This is a genomic window from Sphingomonas sp. SphC10 (assembly GCF_057004845.1).
The window spans coordinates 226,393-249,457 of sequence record NZ_JBSLMQ010000002.1 but is presented as its reverse complement, the minus strand read 5'-3'; the positions used below and the strand labels follow the sequence as shown (position 1 = coordinate 249,457).

Annotated in this window: 23 protein-coding genes and 1 pseudogene; 9 read left to right on the top strand and 15 right to left on the bottom strand. The window is 64.1% G+C overall.

The window, feature by feature from the left end:
* Positions 1-22 precede the first annotated feature (22 nt).
* The 7 genes from ACWKSV_RS18955 to ACWKSV_RS18925 form a co-directional block, all read right to left on the bottom strand.
* Complete coding sequence (locus ACWKSV_RS18955; RefSeq protein WP_016510938.1) at positions 23-514, bottom strand: hypothetical protein; 492 nt, start codon at positions 512-514, stop codon at positions 23-25.
* 15 nt (positions 515-529) lie between these two features.
* On the bottom strand, positions 530-1,468 hold the full coding sequence (locus ACWKSV_RS18950) for an ArdC family protein (protein WP_483666941.1): 939 nt from the start codon (positions 1,466-1,468) through the stop codon (positions 530-532).
* Between the two features lie 125 nt (positions 1,469-1,593).
* Positions 1,594-3,642, bottom strand: a complete 2,049-nt coding sequence (locus tag ACWKSV_RS18945) for a ParB/RepB/Spo0J family partition protein (RefSeq protein ID WP_483666940.1) — start codon at positions 3,640-3,642, stop codon at positions 1,594-1,596.
* A gap of 164 nt (positions 3,643-3,806) precedes the next feature.
* The gene (locus tag ACWKSV_RS18940; protein WP_483666939.1) at positions 3,807-8,021 is read right to left on the bottom strand and encodes a strawberry notch-like NTP hydrolase domain-containing protein; all 4,215 of its coding nucleotides are present in this window, start codon (positions 8,019-8,021) and stop codon (positions 3,807-3,809) included.
* A gap of 58 nt (positions 8,022-8,079) precedes the next feature.
* Positions 8,080-8,919: a DUF7146 domain-containing protein gene (locus ACWKSV_RS18935; protein WP_010408880.1), complete on the bottom strand. Its 840-nt coding sequence runs from the start codon at positions 8,917-8,919 to the stop codon at positions 8,080-8,082.
* Between the two features lie 147 nt (positions 8,920-9,066).
* A complete protein-coding gene (locus tag ACWKSV_RS18930) occupies positions 9,067-9,372 on the bottom strand; it encodes a hypothetical protein (RefSeq protein ID WP_081873265.1) in 306 nt (101 codons plus the stop codon).
* Positions 9,373-9,375: 3 nt separating this feature from the next.
* Positions 9,376-10,005 (bottom strand): nucleotide-binding protein, encoded by a 630-nt coding sequence (locus ACWKSV_RS18925; RefSeq protein WP_029623217.1) that lies wholly within the window; start codon positions 10,003-10,005, stop codon positions 9,376-9,378.
* Between the two features lie 222 nt (positions 10,006-10,227).
* Between ACWKSV_RS18925 and ACWKSV_RS18920 the strand changes: the two genes are divergently transcribed.
* Positions 10,228-11,145, top strand: coding sequence for a lytic transglycosylase domain-containing protein (locus tag ACWKSV_RS18920; RefSeq protein WP_353682128.1), 918 nt, complete (start codon positions 10,228-10,230; stop codon positions 11,143-11,145).
* Here the strand turns inward: ACWKSV_RS18920 and ACWKSV_RS18915 are convergent.
* The 4 genes and pseudogenes from ACWKSV_RS18915 to ACWKSV_RS18900 all read right to left on the bottom strand — a co-directional run bounded on the left by ACWKSV_RS18915 (position 11,112) and on the right by ACWKSV_RS18900 (position 14,592).
* On the bottom strand, positions 11,112-11,387 hold the full coding sequence (locus ACWKSV_RS18915; RefSeq protein WP_010408871.1) for a hypothetical protein: 276 nt from the start codon (positions 11,385-11,387) through the stop codon (positions 11,112-11,114). The two genes, ACWKSV_RS18920 and ACWKSV_RS18915, sit on opposite strands and share 34 nt — an antisense overlap.
* Positions 11,388-11,636: 249 nt before the next feature.
* Positions 11,637-11,882, bottom strand: a pseudogene (locus tag ACWKSV_RS18910) (transposase); the annotation flags it as partial.
* A 118-nt stretch (positions 11,883-12,000) separates the two neighbouring features.
* The gene (repC, locus tag ACWKSV_RS18905; protein ID WP_066489840.1) at positions 12,001-13,242 is read right to left on the bottom strand and encodes a plasmid replication protein RepC; all 1,242 of its coding nucleotides are present in this window, start codon (positions 13,240-13,242) and stop codon (positions 12,001-12,003) included.
* A gap of 420 nt (positions 13,243-13,662) precedes the next feature.
* Positions 13,663-14,592, bottom strand: a complete 930-nt coding sequence (locus ACWKSV_RS18900; RefSeq protein WP_082740985.1) for a replication initiator protein A — start codon at positions 14,590-14,592, stop codon at positions 13,663-13,665.
* Positions 14,593-14,994: 402 nt separating this feature from the next.
* Between ACWKSV_RS18900 and ACWKSV_RS18895 the strand changes: the two genes are divergently transcribed.
* A complete protein-coding gene (locus ACWKSV_RS18895; RefSeq protein ID WP_024310630.1) occupies positions 14,995-15,543 on the top strand; it encodes a recombinase family protein in 549 nt (182 codons plus the stop codon).
* 25 nt (positions 15,544-15,568) lie between these two features.
* Here ACWKSV_RS18895 and ACWKSV_RS18890 read toward each other — a convergent pair whose 3' ends face one another.
* The 4 genes from ACWKSV_RS18890 to ACWKSV_RS18875 form a co-directional block, all read right to left on the bottom strand.
* Positions 15,569-16,543 carry a GGDEF domain-containing protein gene (locus tag ACWKSV_RS18890; RefSeq protein WP_066674854.1) on the bottom strand — a complete coding sequence of 325 codons (975 nt, stop codon included), beginning with the start codon at positions 16,541-16,543 and terminating at the stop codon, positions 15,569-15,571.
* 9 nt (positions 16,544-16,552) lie between these two features.
* Positions 16,553-16,756 carry a hypothetical protein gene (locus ACWKSV_RS18885; RefSeq protein WP_010409268.1) on the bottom strand — a complete coding sequence of 68 codons (204 nt, stop codon included), beginning with the start codon at positions 16,754-16,756 and terminating at the stop codon, positions 16,553-16,555.
* Positions 16,757-16,870: 114 nt separating this feature from the next.
* Positions 16,871-17,326 (bottom strand): helix-turn-helix domain-containing protein, encoded by a 456-nt coding sequence (locus tag ACWKSV_RS18880; RefSeq protein ID WP_066282733.1) that lies wholly within the window; start codon positions 17,324-17,326, stop codon positions 16,871-16,873.
* Positions 17,327-17,346: 20 nt separating this feature from the next.
* Positions 17,347-17,757 (bottom strand): hypothetical protein, encoded by a 411-nt coding sequence (locus ACWKSV_RS18875; protein ID WP_066282732.1) that lies wholly within the window; start codon positions 17,755-17,757, stop codon positions 17,347-17,349.
* A 394-nt stretch (positions 17,758-18,151) separates the two neighbouring features.
* On the opposite strand from ACWKSV_RS18875, the gene ACWKSV_RS18870 reads away from it, so the two are divergent.
* Genes ACWKSV_RS18870 through ACWKSV_RS18840 form a run of 7 tightly spaced genes read left to right on the top strand, consistent with a single transcriptional unit; the run spans position 18,152 to position 23,062 of the window.
* On the top strand, positions 18,152-18,406 hold the full coding sequence (locus ACWKSV_RS18870; protein ID WP_371262956.1) for a hypothetical protein: 255 nt from the start codon (positions 18,152-18,154) through the stop codon (positions 18,404-18,406).
* 40 nt (positions 18,407-18,446) lie between these two features.
* Complete coding sequence (traL, locus tag ACWKSV_RS18865) at positions 18,447-18,731, top strand: type IV conjugative transfer system protein TraL (protein ID WP_007406330.1); 285 nt, start codon at positions 18,447-18,449, stop codon at positions 18,729-18,731.
* Positions 18,732-19,319, top strand: a complete 588-nt coding sequence (locus ACWKSV_RS18860; RefSeq protein ID WP_064312054.1) for a type IV conjugative transfer system protein TraE — start codon at positions 18,732-18,734, stop codon at positions 19,317-19,319.
* Complete coding sequence (locus ACWKSV_RS18855; RefSeq protein WP_066282723.1) at positions 19,316-20,128, top strand: type-F conjugative transfer system secretin TraK; 813 nt, start codon at positions 19,316-19,318, stop codon at positions 20,126-20,128. The genes ACWKSV_RS18860 and ACWKSV_RS18855 overlap by 4 nt, the downstream gene beginning before the upstream one ends.
* Complete coding sequence (locus ACWKSV_RS18850) at positions 20,125-21,447, top strand: TraB/VirB10 family protein (RefSeq protein ID WP_007406327.1); 1,323 nt, start codon at positions 20,125-20,127, stop codon at positions 21,445-21,447. Before ACWKSV_RS18855 ends, ACWKSV_RS18850 begins: the two co-directional genes overlap by 4 nt.
* A 20-nt stretch (positions 21,448-21,467) precedes the next feature.
* On the top strand, positions 21,468-22,280 hold the full coding sequence (locus ACWKSV_RS18845; RefSeq protein WP_066282721.1) for a DsbC family protein: 813 nt from the start codon (positions 21,468-21,470) through the stop codon (positions 22,278-22,280).
* Complete coding sequence (locus ACWKSV_RS18840) at positions 22,277-23,062, top strand: conjugation transfer protein (protein ID WP_010409254.1); 786 nt, start codon at positions 22,277-22,279, stop codon at positions 23,060-23,062. The genes ACWKSV_RS18845 and ACWKSV_RS18840 overlap by 4 nt, the downstream gene beginning before the upstream one ends.
* Positions 23,063-23,065 lie beyond the last annotated feature (3 nt).

Genomic DNA, 23,065 nt, shown 5'->3' with positions numbered 1-23,065 from the left:
TCGGGTGGAAGCTGTCATGCGATCAGGATGGGGCGTGCTTCCCGGCCTGGGCGATCATCACGGCGACCGCCTCGTCGAGCGCGGCGTCATCGCCGTTGACCATGCGCGCCGACGGGGTGAGGCGTTGCACGCCGGCGAACACGATGGCGGGTGTCCTGCCCTTGAGCCGATAGCAGAACACCTGGTCGCCCTCGATCGTCACCAGCTTCGTCCGGCATTGCCGGCGCAGCCGCTTCGCCTCCTCGATCCGGGTGATGAGCGCCGCCACCTCGAATTCGAGGCAGTGCGGCATGACGCTGTCGCCGAGCCGCGAGACGGGCCGGTTGGCGGCGAGCCAGGCATCGACCGCCTGTTCGGTGACGCTGCCGACGGCATGGTAATCGTCCGCGGCGCCATGACCGCGGTTCGAGGCGAGGAAGGCGCGCTGCCCATCGATCCAGATCTCGGCCGAGTAGCAGGTCGTTTCCTCGGACAAAGCGTCGACCACCTTCAGCTTGCGCAATTCGATGTGCATGGTGCGATCTCCAGGTCATGCTGCGAGGGCTTCGGGTTGGTCGATCCCGGGCGCGCCACCCGCGGCGGCGTTATGGAGCCAGGTCACCGCCTGCTCGGCTTTCGCCGCGGCCTTGATGATCGCGCTTGAATCGCCCTTCAGGATCTTCAGCCAATGATCGACGTAGCTGGCGTGGTTGTCGTGCAGCTCGCCGGGCAGATTGAGGTCGGCGCAGACCAGGCACTGGCCGATGCAGGCGACCAGCTCCTCGAACGCATAGGCGTTGTCGCCGAACTTCTTGCCGAACTCGCGGTTCAAACGCTGCGGCGCACCCGAATAATGGACATATTCGTGGGCGAGCGTGCTGGCGTAATGATCGTCCGAGCGGAATGCCCCGCGCTGCGGCAGCTGGATATAGTCGCCGATCGGCGAATAGAATGCCTGATCGCCGCCATGCCGCACGGTCGCCGGCAGGCCTCCGAAGAAGGCATCGATCGCGGCGCGGTGCCGGCTCTCGATGCGCGGTTCGGGCGGTGCGGGCACCGGATAATAATACGCCGGGAGACCGTCGATCTGATCGACGTTGAACACCGTGTACGAGCGCAGGAACCGGATATTCTTCGTCGCCGCCTCGCCGGTGACGTGGTCCGCCTCGGTTTTCGAGAAGGTCGAATAATAGACGCTGTGCGCGCCATGCTCGCCGCGCCGTACCTGTCCGCCCAACTCGGTCGCCTGTCGGTAGGTCATCCAGTTGCGGCCAGAGAACCCCTGGGCGTCGCCGATCGCCCAGAGATAGAGCGCGTTGATGCCGGTGTAGGGCGTGCCGCAATGCCGCAGCGGTCGCCCCCCTGCCCCGGTCAGTCCCCAGGGGCGCGACCAGGGCAGGACGCCGGCTTCAAGCTTGGCGATTATGAGGTTGGTGATCTCGGCCGCGACATCGCGGCGTGGCGCAGTCGATTTGCGGTGAAAGGTCATGGGAAAGCTCCCTCGATGCGCGGGCCACGCGTGACGGTCCGCGGGTAAAAAGAAGGCGGCCGCCCCGGTGAGGGACAGCCGCCAAGGTGTGCCCGGGAGACGAACGGGCCGGGGGTATCGGGGGGCTATTCGGCCGCGATCAGCGCCTCGTCGCTGTCGATCCCGGCATCGTCGGCACCGAGATCATCGGTGTCGCCGTAGTCGTCGTCGTCGAAGCCCTCATCGCCGGGCTCGTCGTCGATTGCCTCGTCGGCACCGGCGACCGACACGAGATCGAACCGCATCGCGTCGGGCACCCAGGCCAGCGCCGCGTCCTTGGTCTCCGCCTCGGTGATCGCTTCGCCGGCGAACAGCTTCTCGCAGCTGGTCGAGATCTCGCCCTTCTTCGAGGCCATGTAGCGGGCCGCGAGCGGCGCGCCCCCGACGTTGGTGAGCAGCGCCAGCAGCGTACCCTTCGACACGCGGTCGAAGAAGTTCGCCGAGGTAGGGCGCCACCATTTGGCGGGTTCGATCTCGAGGATCGAGGCGAGCCGCGCATGGAGCGGGTTGGTGGTGACCGATCTGTAATCGGGCTTGGCCTCGAGCGAGGTCGCCACCACGACCGCGAGCCAGGCCGCCTTGGCGTCGTCGCTGAGCGCGCGGAACGCCTCGAACCGCTCGACCGGGTTCGACCCTTCCGTCCACGACGTGTCGAGACCCTCGCGGGCTTCGGCGATCGCGACCTGCGCCTGCGTGGCGGGCTGATCCTTGGGCATCTGCGGGTCCTGCGGACGCCCTGCCCGAACCGTCGTCCCGTAGCGGCCGTAGCCGTGGCTGGGGTCGGCGAGGCAGAACAGCATATAGTCGAGCGCGAGCCCCGGATCGCCGAGGATCGAGGCGGCGAGGATGTCGCGGCGCTGGACCGCCAGTTCGTCATGGAGCCGCGCGCTGAGCGGCTTGCCGCCAGGAGCGACCGCCTCGGGCGGCAGGTCGGCGGTGCGACGCGACGACGGCGACGACGGCAGCGGCCGATCGTCCCCGGGCAGGCGGATCGGCGTTTCGCTGTAATAGGTCGTGTCGAGCGTCATCTTGCCGTCGCGGCCGAGCGTCAGGAAGACGCCGACCTGGCCCTTGACCTCGTCGGTCAGCTCGGGCGCCTTGTCGTGGATCGCCTGATATTCCTCGCGCAGCCGATCCGATTCCGCATCGAGCGCGGCATAGGTGTCGTCATCGATACCCTCGTCCTCCATATCGCTCTCGATGACCTGCACGCGCTCCTCGATCTTGTCGCAGCGCGTCTGTTCCTCGTCCGTCAGCGGCGCTGCCGGCAGCGTCACGCGGTGGAGGTCGGACGTGATGCCGTAGAGGCTGGTCGTGGCGACGGGGCGCACCCATGCGACGCCCAGTTCCTCGCCGAGCCGCTTGGCCTCGGCCTCCATCAGCGAGGCAGCGAGCGTCTGCGCGAGTTCCGGGTCGGTCCAGCGGTCACCGTCCTCGCTGAACAGTTCGCGCTCGATGCGGCCGCCCGCGGCGACATAGGCATCGGCACCGACCAGGATCGCGATCGGATCCGTCGCCTTCATCGTGTCGTTGGCGATTGCGCGACGGATCTGGTCGGCGTTGACGTAGGACGAGTGACCATACTGCTCGAACACGCGCTCCTGCTTGGCCTTGTCGGCCGTCGAGCCGTAGGCCTTGGCCATCTCGTAGGAGATCTTGCCCGCGGCCAGGGCTTCGAAGATCGGTTCGGCAAGATCGGCGAGGCGCAGCCGTCCCTCGATGAAGCGGCGGGTCTGGCCAAACCGTTTGGCGACCGCGTCGACGTCACCGTCGGTCTTGAGGAAGTGCTGGAACGCGACGCATTCCTCGGCGACGGTCATCTGCTCGCGCTGGAAATTCTCGGTCAGCGACACCTCGCGCAGGTCCGCCTCGTCGCCGGTGATGATCTTGACCGGCACGTCATAGTCGGCGGCAACGATCTCGCCGGCTTCGGCCAGCATCATCGCACCGAGATAGCGGCGATCGCCGGCGATTATCTCGAACATGCCCTTCGGGCGGGCGGCGGTCACCAGCAGGTTCTGCATGATGCCGCGAGCGCGGATGCTGGCGGCCATCGCCTCGATATTCTTGGGCGGGGTGGTGCGCACGTTCTTCTCGGAACGCTTCAGCTTCGCGAGTTTGACGGTCTGGGTCATCTATCGTCTCCATGAGCGGGAAAGTGTCCGGTGCACGGGTGTTTCCCCCGACCCGGACACCCTCCCCGCTCCTTCTCCCCTCTCGTTTCCCGCTTGGGCGGGAGGGCGACTGGGGCTCGCCGACAAGCGGCTACCTTGCTGCTAGCTGGCTGTTATCGTGCCGGTCAGGCCATCAGCTTTGCGAGAACCGCATCGGCCGTCTCGACGGGGATGAAGACGCGCGTCTTGTAGGCGATGATCTCTGTGAAGCAGCCGATCGACTTGAGCCACGCGAGCTGGTCGGCCGGTGCGCCGCTGATCTCGATGCGCGGCTTGGCGTTGACGCGTACGCGCTTCACCTCGCACACGAACGGTCGCCGGATCGTGACCGTCCCGCCCTCCATCGCGGCGCGCGCGACCTCGGCCGGGCTGAGCACGTCGTTGCTGTCGAGGCCCATCTTCGAGAACAGCGCCGGCACGTCGCCCGGGAACACCATGCGCCCGAGCCAGGAGCGACCCTCGGCATCGACCACGCGGTTGACCACGAGATGGTCGCTCGGCAGCGCCGACCAGATCGGCAGCAGAAGGCCGGTCGCGAGCCGGATCGTCTCGACGTCGAGCTTGCCGCGGATCTCGTCGACCTCGGCCGACCATTCCGCCTCGAACCGTGCGCGGCTGCATTCCTCCCAGGCCGTCTCGTAGAGATCGTCGAGTGCGAGATATTCGTGCCGGGTCGGACGTATCAGTTCGATGCGCGACACCGCCACCCCGTCCTCGGTCAGCCAGGAGCGCGCGTTGGTGCGCAGCGCGACCTTGCCCGACTTGCCGTTGCGCACGAACACGGCGGTCTGGTCGGTATCGGCGATGCGCAGCACGCGCTCGAGCGACATGGGGTTGCGGCGCCGGGTCACCTCGATCGTCAGCAGGTGCGAGGTCGCCTTGCTGACCGGGTCGGTGCGCAGGATCGTATCGTCGAGCACGGTCGCGGTCTCGACCGTCATCGTCTCGACGCCGACATCGAGTGTCCCCGCCTCGCGCGCGGCCGCGACCCGTGCCTCGACCAGCGCCAGGAATTCGTCAAAGATGCAGTTCTGGAGCCCGATCGGCAGCGCCAGCAACCGGTTGAGCCAGCGCTGGATGGGCGGGAGATCCTCCTTCAACACGCCGTCGGTATCGAGCAGTTCCAGGCCGGTGCGATGCTGGAAATCGGTGAGGTTGGTGCTGGTCAGCTTCCCCGCGACGAGCAGGTGATACCAGCTGATGAGCGCCGCCTTGGCGTAGTCGCTTTCGAGATTATCGGCCGGGTCGAACAGATTCTGCCCCCCGGTCTGGCGCTGGCCGCGCGTCAGAGCGCCGAGGCTGTCTAGACGCCGCGCGATGGTCGAGGTGAACCTGAGTTCGCCCTTGCAGTCGGTCGTGACGGGCCGGAACAGCGGCGAGCAGGCCTGATGCGTGCGGTGGGTACGTCCCAGGCCCTGGATCGCGCGATCGGCCCTCCAGCCCGGCTCCAGGAGCAGATGCGCGCGTTGCTGCTGGTTCTTCGCATCGAGGCTGGCATGATAAGACCGCCCGGTCCCGCCGGCGTCGGAGAAGACCAGGATGCGCTTGGTGCCTTCCATGAAGGCGGCGGAATCGGCCTGCGTGGCGCGGGCCGAGCGCGATTCGAGCTTCTGCCCTCCCCCGCTCACCGTGATGAGGCGCTTGGTGCGCCCCGTCACCTCGGCGACCATCTCGGTGCCGAACCGGGTGATGATGGCATCGAGCACGGCCGCGATCGGCGGCAGCGCGCAAAGCTGCTCGACCAGATTGTCGCGCTCGGCTTCGGCTTCGGGGTTGGTGACCGGGTGGCCGCTCTCGTCGAACAGCGGTCGCGAGCGCACCTCGCCGGTGTCATCGCGGAAGAAGGTCATCTGCTGGACCGGGAATGCCCGCGTCAGATAGTCGATCACGGCCTCGCGCGGGGAGAGATCGATGTCGAGGTCGGCGCGCTCGTCGGGCGACAGTTCGCCCAGGCGGCGGTCGAGGATCGCCTCGGCGGTGCTGACCAGCTGCAGCACGACCGACTGATCGGCCGCCAGATGCTGTTCGATCGCCGCGATGACGGTCGGGAGCTTCGCTGACAGGAGGAGCGCCCCGAAGAACCGCTGCTTGCAGCTTTCGAACCGCGAGCGCGCCGCGGCCTTCGCGCCCGAGTTGAGCGTCTTGCCCTCGTTGCCGTCGACGACGCCGGTGAGTTCGAGCGCCTTTTCAAGGCCGCGATGGATGATCGCCCAGGCATCGGCATAGGTGTCGTACACCGCGATCTGTTCAGGCGTCAGCTCGTGGCGGAGGATGTCATATTCGACCCCGGCGAAGCTCAGCGCGCGCGCGGTGTAGAGGCCGGTCGCCTTGAGATCGCGCGCGACCAGTTCCATCGCCGCGATCCCGCCCTGCCGGATCTGGGTGATGAACGCCTCGCGGTTGGCGAAGGCGGTCTCCGGCCCCCACAGGCCGAGCCGCACGGCATAGGCGAGGTTGTTCACCTCCGACGCGCCGGTCGCCGAGGCGTAGAGCACGCGGGCGTCGGGCAGGTGGTTCTGCAGGAGAACGCCGGCGATGCCCTGCTGCGAGCCCTTCTTGGTGCCCATCGACCCTTCGCCACCCGCGACGCCGCCCATCTCATGCGCCTCGTCGAACGCGATGACGCCGTCGAAGTCGGCACCGGCCCAGGCGATGATTTGATCGAGCCGGGTGGCGTCGCCGCGGTTGGAGCGCAGCGTCGGATAGGTCACGAACAGGACGCCCTCGTCCATCGTGACGGGCTCGTCGATCTTCCAGCGCGAGAGCGGCTGCACATCGGCCGCGAGACCGCCGAGCGCGGTCCAGTCGCGGATCGCGTCGGCATGGAGCGCCTCGTTCTTGCTGATCCAGATGTTCTTGCGACGACCCGCCAGCCAGTTGTCGAGGATGACGGCCGCGACCTGCCGCCCCTTCCCTGCCCCGGTGCCGTCGCCCAGGAAATAGCCCTTGCGGTACGCGCGTCCGTCGTCGGAGAGCACCAGCCCCACGCCCTCCTTGTCTGGCTTGCTCAGGCCCGGGATATACTGGGTCCAGGCATGGCCGGCGTAAACGACGGTCTCGAGCTGCGAGGAGGACAGGAGGCGTTCGGTGACGGTGCGTTCGGGCAGCGACGGAACATGGACGGGGATCGGCGCGGGGATCGAGCCCATCGCGATCGATTCCACCAGCGCGGTCGGATGCTCGCCGGCAGCGTCGAACACGATACGGCTCGGCCGATAGGGCAGATAGACGCCGGACTGCTCGGCGAGTGGCGCCGGCGTCTCGAGTACCTGGTAGCCGACCGGGAGAACCTCGTTCCTGGCGAGAGCGCGGAAGATGCGCGGGGTGGCAGCGGGCTTCGATCTCACGCTGCGCAGGAGGGACAGCCCCCCGCCCCGCTTGACCGGCGCCGGAGTGGCGGCCTCCGGGATCAGATCCTGCCGGGGCGGGATGACCAGCGCCTCGACCAGGTCGCTTACGGCGCCGCGCTGGAGCGTGACCGTCGTGGTATCACCCACCGTCTTGTCGATGACATAGAGTCGCACCGCGACTCCGGTGCCGTGCTTGCCATAGGCATGGGTCAGCCGGATCGAGGTGCGCAGCGCGACGCTCGCCAGCGTCGTCGACCAGATCGTGCCCATGCGCGCGGAGTTGAAGAACCAGTCGGGCATGATCGCGACGACGCGCCCGCCAGGCCGCACACGCTTGATCGCCGCCTGCAGGTGGCGGACCGCAGCGAGCGCGTCGGCACCGCGGCCGAGCGAGCGCGAGAAGGGCGGGTTCATCAGGATGAGGCTGGGGCGCTCCGCGGATGCCATGACGCTGGCGATCTGCGCGCCGTCGTGGCCGGTAACGCTGGCTTTCGGGAAGGTGGCCGACAGCCGCTCGCGGCGCGCGGGATCGATCTCGTTGAGCTGGAGCGCCGCGATCGGCGGGAGGCCCGCTACCAGGAGACCGTTGCCGGCGCTCGGTTCGAGTACGATGTCATCCGCGCGTGCGTTCGCGAGCATGACCGTGATCGTGGCGAGATCGAGCGGGGTCGAGAATTGCTGCCAGTCGATCTGCTCCTCGCTGCGCACGGTCTGGGTAGGAAGGCGCGCCATAAGCCCGATCGCGGCGTCGACCGCCGGCGTGGTGCCTGCTGCGCATACCGCCAGCGCGGTCGCATGCTCCAGCACCTCGAAGCTCTCGCGCTGGGTCCAGCGACCATCGGCGTCGGTGCCGCCATAGGCGCGGATCATCGCGTCGTTGAGCATCGCTCGGGTGATCTTCGCGTCGCCGGCGATCGCGGGGAGCAGCAGGCGGGCGGCAGCGGTGGCATGGTCGGCGCGCGCGGGCGCAGGGTCGAACAGGTCGGTCATGGGGGTCTCCGGGTCTGTGGCTGCTCGTGCAGCTCACGACCCCGACCCCCCTTCCCTCTCAGGCTCCGGGTTTCACGACGTCGGCCCAGTCGCCATAACGTGAGGGTGGCGGCATCCGCTTCAGCGTCAGCCCGCGCGGCCGATAGGCGGCCCACGCCTTGCGTCGTGCGCGTCGGCCCTCGAAGTCATTGTCCTCGGCGAAGATCAGCGTGGTGACGCTATCGGGGATGTGGACACGGTCGAGCCGCGCCGCGCCGAGCGTCGCCCAGCACGGGATGCCGTGGATCTGGGTGAAGGCGGCCGAGGTCTCGAACCCCTCACCAAGCGCCAATGTGTCGGTGACGCGCATGCCCTGCCAGGTCGCACCTCCCGGCGTGCCGAGCGTCGCCTTGTCGAGATAGCCGCCATGCGCGAGGTCGAGGAAGATGCGCTGAATCGAGCGCAGCGTGCGCCCCTCCCGCGCCGCGATCAGCAGCGCCGGGAGGAACCGGGTATGCGGTTTCGGTCCCCACGGACAGCGCGGGTGGTAGCTCAGGTCGTCGAAGGCGCCGGTGATGCCGCGAAAGCGGAGATAGGCTTCCGCGGGCGTTCCGGCGATCGGCAACCCCTCGTTCCACAGCCGTTCGATGTTGGCGGGTCTGCCGGTGCGCTGTTCAGCGGGTGGGTCGTAGGTGCGTCCGGGTCTGATGCGCGCGATCTCGCGGAGCACGTCCTCGGCGGTGCAGCCGGCGAAGCAGTGAACGAGGATGCCGTCATGGCCCTGCCGGATCGAGAGGCTGGGATCGCTGTCGGCGTGGGCCGGGCAACGGCACATGGCGTTGTAGCCGTGCCAGGTGCCGCCGAGGGCGCCGACGATGTCCACGATGGTCTGGGTGGGTTTCAGCGCAACGAGGGGCATGACCGATCCTTTCTCGCTGCCTCTGACCCCCTTCTCTCCCTTCCTAGGTGACTCAGTAGCTGCTGGCTAGCAGCTAGCGGAAGATCCCCGTGTTAGCAGTTAGACCTCCGCTATCTAGCGTTGAGATGGCTGGTATCTAGCGGCTAGCTACCTTTGAGCTAGCAGTTTCTCATAAGCGTCGAGTGCCTTCTCGAGCACTTCTGTAAGAAGCAGACCCTCACGTTGAGCTATTTCGCGGATTCGATTGTCCCATTCGGGTGTGACCCTAGTCGCAAATTGTTGAGTGCGGTTAGTCTTGCGCGAACTGCGGGCATCAATGCGGGTTGCGGTTATCAGCGGTGCAGCCGGAGGGGCGGGGGCTACTTCGGGTGCATCCAAATTCTGGCTCGCCTCACTGATTGGTGGGGGTGAACCCAAACGAGTAGCCTTCTTTAGCTTCGAGATATCGGCCATCATTCACCCCGCTACTTTGTCGATTAGGGATTGGATCAGAGTATCAGCACGCTGGTTAAGGCCGGAGAATTTGGTTTCGGTAATTGACAGGCCTTGGTTCTGCGCTTGCCGGTATGCTGGTCGTTCCACGATCGAACCGTCGAGGACATTATACCCCGCTTCGGTCAAATACGCCCGCGCGTCATTTTCTTCAGCCGAAGTTCCAATGCGGTTGAGCGCAAAAACGAGCCGTCCAGTCGGGATACCCTCCTTAACAAGGGCATGGTATTCGCGGACGGCAGGCCTGAGATCGTCCAAGGATGCGCCGGTGGGTTGAACCACGAGTGACGATGACCGTGCAATTTCAAGTGTAGCTTTGCTGGTCCGAGCGGGGCCGTCGATGATAAGCAGATCGAAGCCGTCTGCAGCGGCCAGGGCCTGAGACGCGGTTTTGAATGCCTCAACCGACACAATCGGCTCGATGGAGATGCCAAGGCGTGCTCGGTGCCAATCGACCGAAGTGCCCTGTTGAGTATCGAGATCGGCGATTTTAACCCGCAGTTCGCCTGCCGCCGCCTCGCGAGCAAGGGCTCTTGCCAAGGTGCTTTTTCCTACACCGCCTTTTTGTGAGACGAATGCTACGACAGCAGCCATGACCGATCCTGTGATAGTTCGAACGACTGGATAGCTAGCCGCTCTCTAGCAGTTTGGCAACCGCTACCTATGTGATAGCTAGCTGATACCCAACCAGCAGATATCTGTGAGCTAGCTGCTACCCACGGGGGTTTGCCTGACCTAGTCTGGATCAAGCACTGGGAGATAGTGGAATTTTTTTCCACGTTGTGCGGTTGATCGAAACATGATGTTCAATGATCGATGAACACGCGATCGAACTCGAGCTTATGCGTAGTGGGTAGTGTTATGGCACTGCTATGGGCGCAAACATCGGCAGCTAAGCAGGCCGAGGTAATGACATTTGATGGGCAGGCAGTTGAAGCCGTCATCGATGTGGGCCCGAGAATGCGGGGTATGCCAACAGACGGAACGCCGCCAGTACCAAGCATGGAAGCCGTTTTAGGCAATGACTTCAGATCATTCGGCAGCCCCGTAATGGAACCCCAAGAGGAGGCAATAAGCACGTCGCATATATCGGTGCCCCTTTGGATGCAGACTGGCCAGGTTTCGGGGGGAGCTGGCCGGGCAGCGATGTCCGATATCGCAAGTTATCTCTACACCCCACAGGCTTGCTCAATCACACCCTACCGTCCACGCGGCGATTTTCCAGGCTGGCTCGAAGCTCGGCGGGCTCAATATTACCCCTTGATCCAGGCCGTGGCGTGCGAAGCTGGTGTGCCAGTCGGGCTTTTCGATGCACTGGTGGCCCAGGAAAGCCGCTATGACCCATTGATCGTATCACCGAAGGGCGCCGTTGGCCTTACCCAATTGATGCCCGGTACAGCGCGTGGACTTGGGGTTTTCAATTCGAGAGATCCGTTGTCGAACCTGAGGGGAGGGGCCAGATACCTCCGCGCGCATCTGGATGAGTTCAAGCGGGTCGATCTAGCCTTGGCCGCGTACAATGCAGGTCCAGGACGCGTTCGATCGATGCGCCGTATTCCGCCGTTTCGCGAGACGATGGACTATGTCGCAGCGATCACTCGAGGGTGGAGCACCGGATCGTTCAGGACAGCATCGATTCAGACCGCCGGTTTGGCAGTGGGTCGACAGGAATTCCGGGGCAGGGGGGTCCAGTTACTCGCTTACACATCTACAAGAGTATCGAACCCGAGGTAGTGCGCGTAATAGATCGCAATTCCGAGGATCGCCGGCGCGCCGAGCAGATAGTTGATCTGCCAACGTATCCACAACCGGGGTGCAACGAGTACCTTATCGAGGACGGTCGCAGTTGGGAGTTTCCTAGTTCCCAGACGATAATCGTAGGCGGTCTTTATCATCGCGAGGACAGCGCACAGCGCCACCATGACGCCGACCGCGGCATAGAGTGAAAGCCAGGCCTGAAGTGTCGCTTGGGGCATGCCGACCACCTAGCAGCAAGATGCTGACGGTCCATTAACCGCTGAATCGCGCATTAGTTACCAGGTGGGCTGCGTTTTCAATCGCAAGTTGGTGCTCAGCATGGCGCTACGGTCGCGATGACGCACCAAAAACGGCTGCACCGGGCACAAAGGCGGCAATTTCAGCGCAACGGTAAACGCTTGCTCCCCTCGGGAGCATCGCGACGCGAAGCGGCGCGTCCAACCTTGCCGCTTGGTCTTGCCGTTTGTGGACCCAGCACGCAGCTTGGGGATTTTCAGGTTCAGCGTGCCTACCCGGGTATCCAGCGAACGGTCGCGATAGCCGTTGCGCCAGGTCGCGCGCTCGCTGCTGCGTTCGTGGCGACCCGCGCCGATCAGGCCATCAACGTCGGCCTCCATGATCAGCTGCAGCACGTTCTCGGCGATGGTGCGCAAAAAATCCGGTTGGCCGCCCTTTGCAGCCAGCTCTTCGATCAGTAATCTGTCCTCGGTCATCGGGAACTCCTCTTCGTCACGGTTGAAGTGTGCAAACTCCACCATAACGATGAACCCGGTCGCGCTCCAACATCGGTCGAGGTCAGCGCCGGCGGGCAGGGTGGCGACCGGTCCTGCATCAATGCGCTGCCATCCGCTCGGTCCTGAACCCCCACAGGCTCCTGGGCAGATCGAGCTCGCCGCGTTTTGCGCGAGCGATCATCCCTGCGAAATACGCCCCCGGCGTCAGCCGGATCTCGTCGCGGCTGTACCGTTCGGCCGTGATCATGACCGCAACCGCCGCGCCGTCGCGGCCCAGCTCGTCAAGCGCCTCGACCCAGGTCCCGGTGCGGATACCGAGATCGTGCCGCAGCCGCGAGGCAGCGTGGTGAATGTCGGCCCACCCCGGCGAGGGGGAGGGGAGGTACATTGCCGCGGTCGGGAACATTTCCTTCAAATCCGAAGGCTTCACCTTGAACCGGCTGTTCGACGGCGAGGCAGGGAGCACGGCCTGTTTGGGCTGCTCCGGGTCCGGGTCGGAACTACAATCGCGAACAGCATGTACGGAATCTTCAGGGGGAATGGTTTGTATATGTATGAAGGGATCGTCAGATGACCCCGAGGGGTTATTTTCTGGTGGAAACATGAACCGATCGACGGTCTCGCCAACCTGATCCTCAAGAGTGTCGAGACGGTCGAGCGCGCCCTGATAGCCATCGCTGTCGCCCATCGCCTTCGCCTGTCCCGCGGTGAAGGCGATCGCGTCGATCGTTTCCTGCAACCGCATCCAGTGCGGCCCGGCGAGCTTCATCTCGGCCGCTTGCGCCAGTGCCTGACCGACGAGGCGGCGGACGCGCGCGATCTCCTTCTTGCCGGTCTTGAAGAGCGCATGGAGCGCGTTGAGCCGGTCACCAGCCTCCTTCAGTTCGGCGTAGCGCAGACGGACAGGTGACAGGTCGAGGCCATAGGCTTCCACGATTGCGCCGTCGCGATCCCTGTAGCCGCTCCTGCGGCCATGCGCGCTGTCACGCGCAAGAAGGAGGCCCGCTTCACGCAATTCACGCAGCCGCGCCTTGATGCAGGCTACCGATTTGCGGGCGGTGTCGGCGAGGTGCTGGTTGCTCGGCCACACGATGAGCAACCGACCTTCGGTCCAATCGGCTTCCCACGTCAGCTGGATGAGGTCCATCAGCGTCTCGATCGCGCCGGGACTGACGCCGATCGCGCCGCGCAAGGCCTTCACGACGTTACGGGCATCGCGCTTGGACACCTCGATGTCAGTGTCATCCACGACTTTTATCCGTCGCGTCAGCTCGCGCGTGAGCGCCGTAATCGGCCGTGCGCCGGTGCGGCCGGTGAAAGCCGTCTGGGTGTAGGTCATCGTTCGTCCCCTCGGATGGAGGGACCGTCAGCAGGCAAAACTCGTGCGTGGCGCGAAGCGCGCTCCCTTGAACCGGGGATCGGGATCGGCTAGATGGAGGGTCTTGTGGGAGACCGGTCAGCGTTTGCAGACGCTGCCACCTATCGGTTCCAGGGTGCCCGGCCTTCGTGCCGGGCATTCGTTTATGTGGTCACGGTCGCTATCCTAATCTCGCCGATCATTAGAAATCGGTGAACATACCCTGCGATATTTTCAGAGCGCCGGAAACTGCGAAGGTTTGTGGTTTCGATGACATCAAAGCCGAAATATCTGTGGTTTCGGTGACATCGAGGTCTGAAAACCTGAGGTTTCAATGACAACCTTCCTCAGATCCGGTTCTAAACTCTGTGTGGGGATCTTCGCTGGCCGTCGATGATTCGCCTACGCGGCATCTGATTCGCGTTGGCTGATCGGGACCGGCACTATGGTGATCCGATCATCGGCAACGGGCATCCGAGCGCCTGGTTGTTCCTCGACGTACAATGTAAATCCCGGTATGGCATTCTGCTCGGCCGCGTCTTTCAGAAGGCGCTTAAAGCTCCGGCAGGGGCTTTGATATCCAGTCTGTAGCCGTAGATCGCCGAGCGTTAGTGATACAGGGCCGTCAATGCATGATGCAGACGCTACCTCATAGAGGCGACGATTGACGGGACTTAGCTGGAAGTAGGCCGGTGCATACTTCAATATGTCCCGGTCCTTCATGATGGCCCGATGTAGCCAATCGCAAAGGCGAACTCTGACGGCCTTCAGGCGGCGAGTCCCGTCCTTTGATTTAGAGTATTTCAGTTGGACATTTTCGACCCACGAGAAAAAGCCTGCGACTCCCTCACCACCGGTCTCGATGTCGGTCTTGATCTGAGTACTCTGCAAGCGCTCGAGTGACTCGAACAATCGATTATATGCTTTGGCTGATACGGGCGTGCCAGTGACTCTGAACAGGTCATGGCCCGTGAATTGGAAATCCTGACCTACGGCTCCTCCTTCCTCTAGACGGCTGGCCATAAGGCTGGCGATGTAGAGTAGGACCTCTTTGTCATAGATTGTTGCTACGCCCCGATGCCCGGGATTTACTTCGATCGTCACATTGTTGGCAGTGTATCGTAATTGGGTCTTCCAGGCGTTCTTACTCAATGCGAAAAATGGATACGCCATGAGGGAGCGCTCGCCACGAACACCGCCGCGAAGGGGACTATCCAGTGAAAACAAATCACCCTGGACTGGCGTGTGGGGTGCTTCTGCCAAGCCCTTTTGGCTGACCTCTGAAGCCCGTTTACCACTAGACGATATTCGTTTGACGACAGCCTTAGCCATTTGCCGCACGTTCCCGTCGATAGCGCGGAAAGCCGGATGATGTCATCGAAACCACAAACGGTTTGATCAAGGTTGCGGACATGGGTCGCTCATCCGACACAGGCCGTCGGCGGATGTCATCGAAACCACAGATAGCTGTCCTCTGCCCCCCCCATTCAAGGAGGGTGAACCCGGTATCGGCACCGTCGATCTGTGGTTTCGATGACATCCCGTGAGCGGAAAATGCCGCTGGAGAGATTCTTGTGAACCATCTGATTTGCGACGCCCTCATGGGAATACCGCCGCTCGTGACCGCGATCGGCCGATCCCGTTGGAAGTTGTCAACAAAGCGCACTTCTCAAAACCCATTTCCGTTAGTAACTCAGTGGCAGGGCCGTTGTCGATGAGTTTCGGGAAAATTGCATGTTGATCGGTTATGCGCGGGTGTCGACGGCCGACCAGGATCTGACGCCCCAGATCGAGGCATTGAAGCAAGCCGGCTGCGAGCGGCTCTATTCCGACAAGGCCAGCGGCGCGAAAGTGAATCGTCCTGGCCTCGCCGAAGCGATTGCCTATGCGCGATCGGGTGACGTGCTGGTCGTGTGGAAGCTGGACCGCCTCGGCCGCACCATGAAGGGGCTGGTCGATTTGTCGGCCGACCTCGACGAGAAGGGGATCGGGCTGCGTTCGATCACCGATGGAATCGACACTTCGGGAACGGCGGGGCGGCTCGTCTTCAACATCCTGGCGGCGATGGCCCAGATGGAACGCGAGCTGGTCCGCGAGCGGACCACTGCTGCGCTGGCCGTCGCACGGCGCAAGGGCCGGTTCGGCGGGCGAAAGACGATGATGACCGAAGAGCGCCGGAACGCGGCCACCAAGCTGCTCAAGACGGAGATGTCGTCGCGCGAGATCGCGCGCGCGATCGGCGTCTCGATCTCGACCTTTTACAGGCATTTTCCCGCGCGATAGCTGCGGTGCCGACGCGTGCGGCGTATCACGGGAATGGGCGCGCAGCTGGCTGCTCAAGAATAACCCGGTTGCCCAAGCCATTCGAAGCCCGTGCCAGCGCATCGGCTGCGTCTGCAATCAGATCCTCGGAGACAGCGTTGGGGGCGAGTACGAGACCCGCCGAGCATGTCACCTCGCCGATCGGCGTCTCATTCTCGACGCGCTGCAGCTTTCGCCTCGAGAATGCCTTGCGGGCTGCGTTCAGCATATCGCGGGCGGCTTCGGGGTCGCAGTTGTCGAACACGATGGCGATCCGCTTTGCCTCCCAGCGGCCGACCCGGTGCGGCATGCAATGATCCCGCAATGTCTGGCCCAGCGCGCGCAGGACCCGCTCGACGACGCCGATCCCATGAGCCGCCCCGATCGAGGTGACCTGATCGAGCGCAACCAGCGCAAGAAGGGTAGGGCCTTCCCGCCCGAGTGCGGCGGTGAGCACCGAGTCGATCGCGATGCGGTTGAGGAGCGAGGTAGCAGGATCGATGTCGGTATCGACGCCCAGCGAGCGTAGGCGCTCGCGGACTAGCGCCGTCTGAAGGCTCAGCTGCTTCAACCGCTCTTCGGCGCGCTCGGCCTGGGCAGTCATCCGAGCGACCGCGCTGTGAATGTTGCCGTCTGTCGAGACCAGTTCGGCCGCGGTGAGCGTGAGCGATTTGACGAAGGCATTGGCTTCCTGGGCGGTTGCCCCGATGATGTGCATGACCTCCGTGGAAAGCTCACCGATCGTCGTCGCGGTGCCATGGAGATCCGCTGGTGCCGAAATTGCTCGCACGTCTTCCTGTCGGAGGCGATAACCGCCGTCGATCAGATTGGCGACGGCCATGAAATGGGCCTCGTCAGCACCTTCGAAATAGGTGTGAGCGAAGCCGTAATTCTCGGGGCTGTGCGGCAGTCGATGCTCGTCGAGAAAATCGACAATGGCATGACCCGATTCGTCGGCTGGCGGACTGGTGCGCAGATCCATCAGAAGCCTCTATCGCCGTTCCGACACAAGGATGTCGTGCCACAGGAACAGATCGCGGTCGATGAGTTCGAGAAGTGCGTTGATAGCGGCCTCGCGGGAGCCAAGTTGATAGCGACGCTGGATCTCGTCCGCGACTCGCAGCGATGCAGGGGAGAGCGCGTAGGTGGACCGCTTGTAACCCGCAGCATCCTCGCGTTCTTTTTTGCGGCGCATCGATAGGGTCGACCGCGCGGGTTTCGGCTGAGAGTCCATATCGCCCTCTAAGCGAAACAGGTGTCACTCTCCAAAGCTCGTTTGATGGGAACGGAGTTCACCACCGGAATTGGTTCAGTTTGCTCCGGTCCGGGGCGGGGGAACCGAATTGAGCATGTTCATCAGGATGGATTGCAAAACCCGCTCGATCGCTTCGGGAGCAAGCCCATCGCCTTTCACCTGCTCGGCGAGCGACAGTAACTGGGGGCAGGAAGCTTCGACGAAGCGGCACGTGACGAGGTAGATCTTGTCGAAGCTGTCATCGAAATAGGCGAGGGGCGTCTTCATCCAGACTGCGGCAAGAAACGCACGTTGCCGGTCGATCTCCAGGATCTCCATGACCCTTATCTGCATCGCGGCCGTAAAGCTGGCGCGACCGGATTTGACCTTTCCGATGAGACTGACGCTTTTCCCGAGTCTCCGGGCCATTTCGACATTGGTTACGCCACGGCGATTCCACTGCTCGATGATAAGCGGATAGTAGAAGTCTGTCTCGGTCTGTCGGCTTGCTGCATTCCTCTGGTCAGTCATGACGACCCCCCTTCTGGGCGCTATATACGGTTATAGCCCGAGAGGCTGTCAATATTTTTTTTAGCGTTAGTCGGAACTTCTCGACGAATCGCACAATCGAAGACGCACAGCATCGACACGGTGAGCAGGAAACGCGCTGTGGCAGGGGTGGTGGGGTCGGTAGTGGCCCTGTCCCGCGCGGCCTGGAAAAGCGCCTTCTGATCGATCTGAATGCGGAAACCGACCCGGTTTTCACCATTGTCCTCGATCGTCGAGGCGCGTTCGAGCATCAGCTCGAAATCCGGCATATCCAAGAATTTCTCCAGTCCATACAGGGCGGTAGAGGAAACGGTCTCAAACCGTCGCGTTGCCAGCGACCGGGTTCTGATCGCTTCTGTTGTGAGACGGAACAGCTCATCGCTGACCCGGAAGGCGTAGATCACATTCGACATGGGGAACGGATAACCCGAGTGCGGGCGAGCGCATACCATCTGGATTGATAGTTTCTCGAGCAATCAATCATTGCCGCACGACCGGGGGTGGTCATTCCAGTTTCGCAACGAAGGCGGTAAAAAAATTCCGCAGGTGGTAAAAAAATTACCTGCTCTATGTTTGTCTGCAGACCCATCGCGTCAGTTTTTTGGCGGAAATGCGTAGTCGGGCTTTCCCGCAGTCAAAGTCGATACGGTAATTTTTTTCCGTCTTGTCGAGGGTCAATACTTGCGAAATCCTTAGGGAGACGACGCGCTTGTGCTTCGTCTTCCAAGGGGAAAGAGCATGTCTGCACTTTCAATGCCGAAGGGTGGCCAGATCAATGGTGTCCTTCTCGGTCTGGCGATCATCGCGATGGTGATGGTCCTGGGCGCGTCGGCGGCGTTCGCCGGCGCCGACACGACGTTCAATACCGCGCTGACGAAGTTCACGGACTTCCTCGAGGGCTCGGGCGGCAAGATCATCACCGTCATGAGCCTCGCGGGCGGCATCGTCGCGCTGGCGTCGGGCCGCTTCAGCCTGGGCCAGGTGGCCGTTCCCGTCGCCGTCGGCGTCGGCGCGGGCACGGGTATCCCGATCGTCACCTCGACCGTCACCGCGACGATCTGAGGCGTCGGCTGGATCAACCGCTGGGAGGGCGGCTTAGCTTATGGACCGGTACACCATCCCTTCGCATCTCGACGACCCGGAGCTGATCGGCTTCTGGACGCTGGACGAGTTCCTCGCGATGGCGATCCCCTTCATCTGGGGGATCCTGTCGCAGCACGTCGTGATCGGACTGATGGTCTCGTTGCTCGGCTGGTGGGGTTTTCGGAAACTCAAAGCCGGCAAGGCCACGTCGTGGATTCTCCACATGGCCTACTGGCACCTGCCGTCGAGTTTTACCGGGCTGAAGGCGACACCGCCCTCCCACCTTCGCGTGATGGTGGGCTAAATGGATTATTCTGTCGGTCTCGCGCAGTCGCAGCGCGTCCTCAAGCAGCGCAACATGCTCGGCATCGTCGCGCTGGTCCTCGCGGGCCTCGTGGTGCTGCTGTTCCTGGTCGGCGCGACCCGTGACCGGGAGATCGTCCTGCAGCCGATCGTCCGCTCCCCGTTGACGCTCTCGTCGAGCGGGGTCAGCGAGCAGTATCTGGAGATGGTCACGCGCGACACCGCGCTGATGACGCTCAACCGCTCGCCCGAAAATCTCGAATACTGGATGGACTCGATCCTGGCGATCGCCACGCCGGAAGCACATGGTTCGCTCAAGCGCGACCTGATGAAGATCCTCAACGAGCAGCGCGGATCGAGCATCAGCCAGTATTTCACGCTCGCCGGCATGAAGGTCGACACCGAGAAACTGACCTCGGAAGTGACCGGCACGCTGCACACCGTCGTCGGCTCGAAGTCGGTCACCGCCGAGCCGAAGACGTTCCGCTTCTACTGGGCGTATCGCGGCCTGACTCTCCAGCTCAAGGGCTTCGGGATGGTCACCAAGGCCGACAAGGACGCCGCGGCAACCATCGGAGACGACGCATGACCGCCTGGGTCGCAGTCGGGCTGATCGGGGGCGGGACCGCCTTCGCATCGCGCCTGTGTTCGCTATCGCGCCTGATCGGGGCAGGGATGATCGTCGCGGGCGGAATGGTGCTCGCCGCGCCAGCCTTTGCCGACGAGCATGTGCTGGCGAAGGACAACAGCGAGGTCGCCTGCACGATGTCGAAGTCGGGGCTGACCCGCGTCAGCCTCAAGGACGATCGCTTCGCCAGCGTCTCGAAGCTGACCACCGGGGTCGATACCGACGATTTCACCGTGGTCAATGAACCGACCCGGGGCGACATCTATGTGTCGGTCCCGGAAGCCTATTCTCGGCCGAACGTGTCGTTCTTCGGCACCACGTCGAAGGGCTATGTCTACAAATTCTCGTGCCGCCTCGCCGGTGACGACGCGCAGCAGGTGTTCGTCGAGAATAAGGATATCGGTGGCGCCGCGGAAACGCAGGTCGCGGCCGTCGCGGCATCGCCGCAGGAGGCGTCCGCCACGCTGGTCCAGGCGATGTTCCAGTCCGCGCCGCTCGAAGGGTTCGAGGTCAGGCCCGCGGTCACCGACCCGGTGATGATTGGCTCGCTCAAGGTCCAGATGGTCGCCGAGTATCGCGGCGCCAGCCTCGCAGGCCGCACGCTCAGGATCGAGAACCGGGGCAAGGTTCCGGTCGCGCTGGGCGAGGGAACGATCGCACCGTCGAACGCGATCGCGGTCTCGGTCGCCAACCCCAACCTCAAGCCCGGTGAAGCCACCACCGCCTATATCGTCACGCCTTCGGGCCTCGCCAACGGAGTGCGGCCATGAGCCTCAAGGACATCTTCCAGCGTAACCGTGCCAAGCAGCTCGATACCGAGCCGGAGGAGGGCGGGGACAGCGAGCTGATGGCCGGCAACGATGCCGTCCGCAAGAAGCAGCTGCTCTACCTCGGCTGTGGTGGCGCCGTCGCGCTGGTGCTGGGCTCCTGGTACGTCATGGGCGACGATGCCAAGCTGAAGCCGGTCGGCACCGACGGGAAGGAGGTGAAGATCACCACCGACGACATGGTCAACCGGAACATGTCGCAGCGTGAATGGCAGGCCGCATCCGAAGCGCAGATGCAGTCGATCAACAATCAGCTGAAGGGCGTCGACGGCCAGCGCGCGCAGATGGAGCAGTTGCAGGCGCAGATCGCCGCGCTCCAGGGCGAGAAGCAGTCGATGGCGAGCGATGGCCAGCGGGTCATGAGCGCCTATCAGCAGGAGAACGACCAGCTTCGCCAGCAGATCGCGCAGCGTAACGCCGCGCCGGCCGCGCCGGCTCCGACGCAGATGTATGGCCCCGGCCAGCCCAATTACCGCACTCCCGGCGCGCCGATGACGGCGGGCGAGGCGGCAGCGGCTGCGGTGTCGCAGTCGCGCTCGATCAAGCTGGTGTCGTTCGAGGGCGGCCCCTCGGGCACCGCGACTCGGATCTCGGGTGGCACGACCAGCTACACCGACAGCCCCAATTACCTGCCGCCCAACTCGATCGCGAAGGCGAAGGTCATCGTCGGCGTCGACGCCTCGGCGGGGGTGCAGTCGCAGACCGATCCGCTGCCGGTGATCCTGCGCATCACCGGCCCGGCGCGCTCGGTCTACCAGAACGGCAAGCTGCTCACGACGCGGATCGAAGGCTGCGTCATCAACGGCGCGGCGCGCGGCGATCTCTCTTCCGAGAAGGTCTATGTGAAGCTGCAGCGGATGACCTGTCCGCAGGCCAATGGCCGGTTCGCGGTGTCGGACGTGAAGGGCTTCATCAGCTTCGCCGGCAAGACCGGCGTGCGCGGCCGTGTCGTCAGTCGCGAGGGCTCCTTGGCGATGCAAGCTTTCTTTGCCGGGCTTGTAGGTGGTGCAGGCAATGCGCTGAACACTGCCTTCAACCAGCCACTCGCAACCTTCGAGACAGACGGCAAAGGAGGGATCAATCGCACCCCGAGCATCGGCAACGTCGGTTTGCGCGCTTTGGGCGGCGGCGCCGACGAGAGCGGTCGAACAGTTTCCAAATACCTGATCGAGCGCGCCGAACAGTACCAGCCCATCATCGAGATGCCGACCGGCATCGATGTCGAGATCGTCTTCCTCGAAGGCGTCTTCATCCAGAACTGAGCCCGGAAGGAGGCGGTCACATGGCAAATACTATCATGATCGGCGCGATGGCGGGGGCGGCGATGCTGCTGACCGGCTCGGCCGAAGCGCCGATCGGCGCGCAGGTCCAGGTCGCGCTGCAGAAGCGGCTTCCCAAGACCAAGGTCGATGCGATCGACTGCTCCAAGGTCGACGGGCTGTGCGAGGTCGTGGCGGGTGCGAACTTGTTCTACGTCGACAAGTCGGCGCGCTATCTCGTCATCGGCCGCGTCTATGACATGGAGACGCGGCAGGATCTGACCGCCGCCAAGCTGCTCGCGCTCAATCCCGATATGCTGGTGGGCGGCGCGGCGAAGGCCAATGCCACGCCCGATGCGCCCGAGGCCGGCGCGGCGCGGGCGGGTGCGCGAGTCACGACCCAGCCCGCCGTCGCCCGCACGCTCGATGTGACGCGGCTGTCGAGCAAGGGTGCGATCGTGTGGGGTTCGGGCACGCAGACGGTCACCGTCTTCTCCGATTTCCACTGCGGCTACTGCCGCGCGCTCAGTCAGGCGCTCGAGACGATGAACGTGCGCGTCATCGAGCGCCCGATCTCGGTGCTGGGAAGCCGCGAGATCGCCAACCAGGTGCTGTGCGCCCGCGATCGTCATGCGGCGGTCCGCGCGGCCTATGCGCAGAACCCGGTCCCGGCAGGCCCGAAGTGCGACACCAGCGGTCTCGATGAGAACGAGGCGTTCGCCAAGGCGCACGGCATCAACGGGACGCCCGTCATCGTCCGCTCCGACGGGGCGGTGATCGAGGGTTTCAGGCCCAAGGCCCAGCTCGTCGAATGGTTGAAGGGAGCCAAGTCGTGACCCGATCCGTGATCCGCCTGCCGGCCTGCCCGGTTTCCGACTATCGCCCGCACGCCCGCGCGAAGCGTATTGCGGCGCTGGCGACGACCGCGAGCCTGGGACTGCTCGCCAGCTGCACCACGCTGGGGACCAACATCTCGGGCAAGTTCGCGTGCGGCGCGCCCGAGGGCGGCAGCTGCTCGCCGGCGACCGTCATCGATGACAAGGCGCTGGCCGAGATCACCGGCGACAGCGGCTATCATCCGGCAGGCCCGTACCAGGCACCCGCGCGCAACAGCGGGGGAACGCAGCGGATCGCCTATGCCTCGACGCCGGTGCCGGCGCAGGCGGCGGGGGTCGGGCCGCAGAAGGTGTTGCGGATCGTGTTCCCCTCGCATGTCGACGCGGCTGGGCGCTTCCACGAGACCGCGGTCGTGCAGGCGGTGGTCGACAACGGCCAGTGGCTGGCGGCGACCGACGGCCACGGTTCGGCGCTTGCCGCGACGCAGACGCTCAACGTCAGCCCCGAGATCCTCTCGCAGCTCGGCGCGCCGATCGCCGCGCTTCCCCCGGTGCCCGCCGAGGTCGCGCAGGTCGCCGCCCCGGCAGCGGCCGCAGGTGCGGCGAGCGCGGTCGGCGCACCAAGTGCGGCAGCGGTCGCGGCCGCGCGGGCCAGGGCGCGCGACGCGGCTGCTGGCAAGGGTGTGCCGATCGCCGCGACGCAGAAGCCGGCTTCGCCCGAACTCGCGTCGAGCACGCCGGGTAACCGCCCAGCGACCTTCTCGCCGCGCGTGGAGGACTGATCG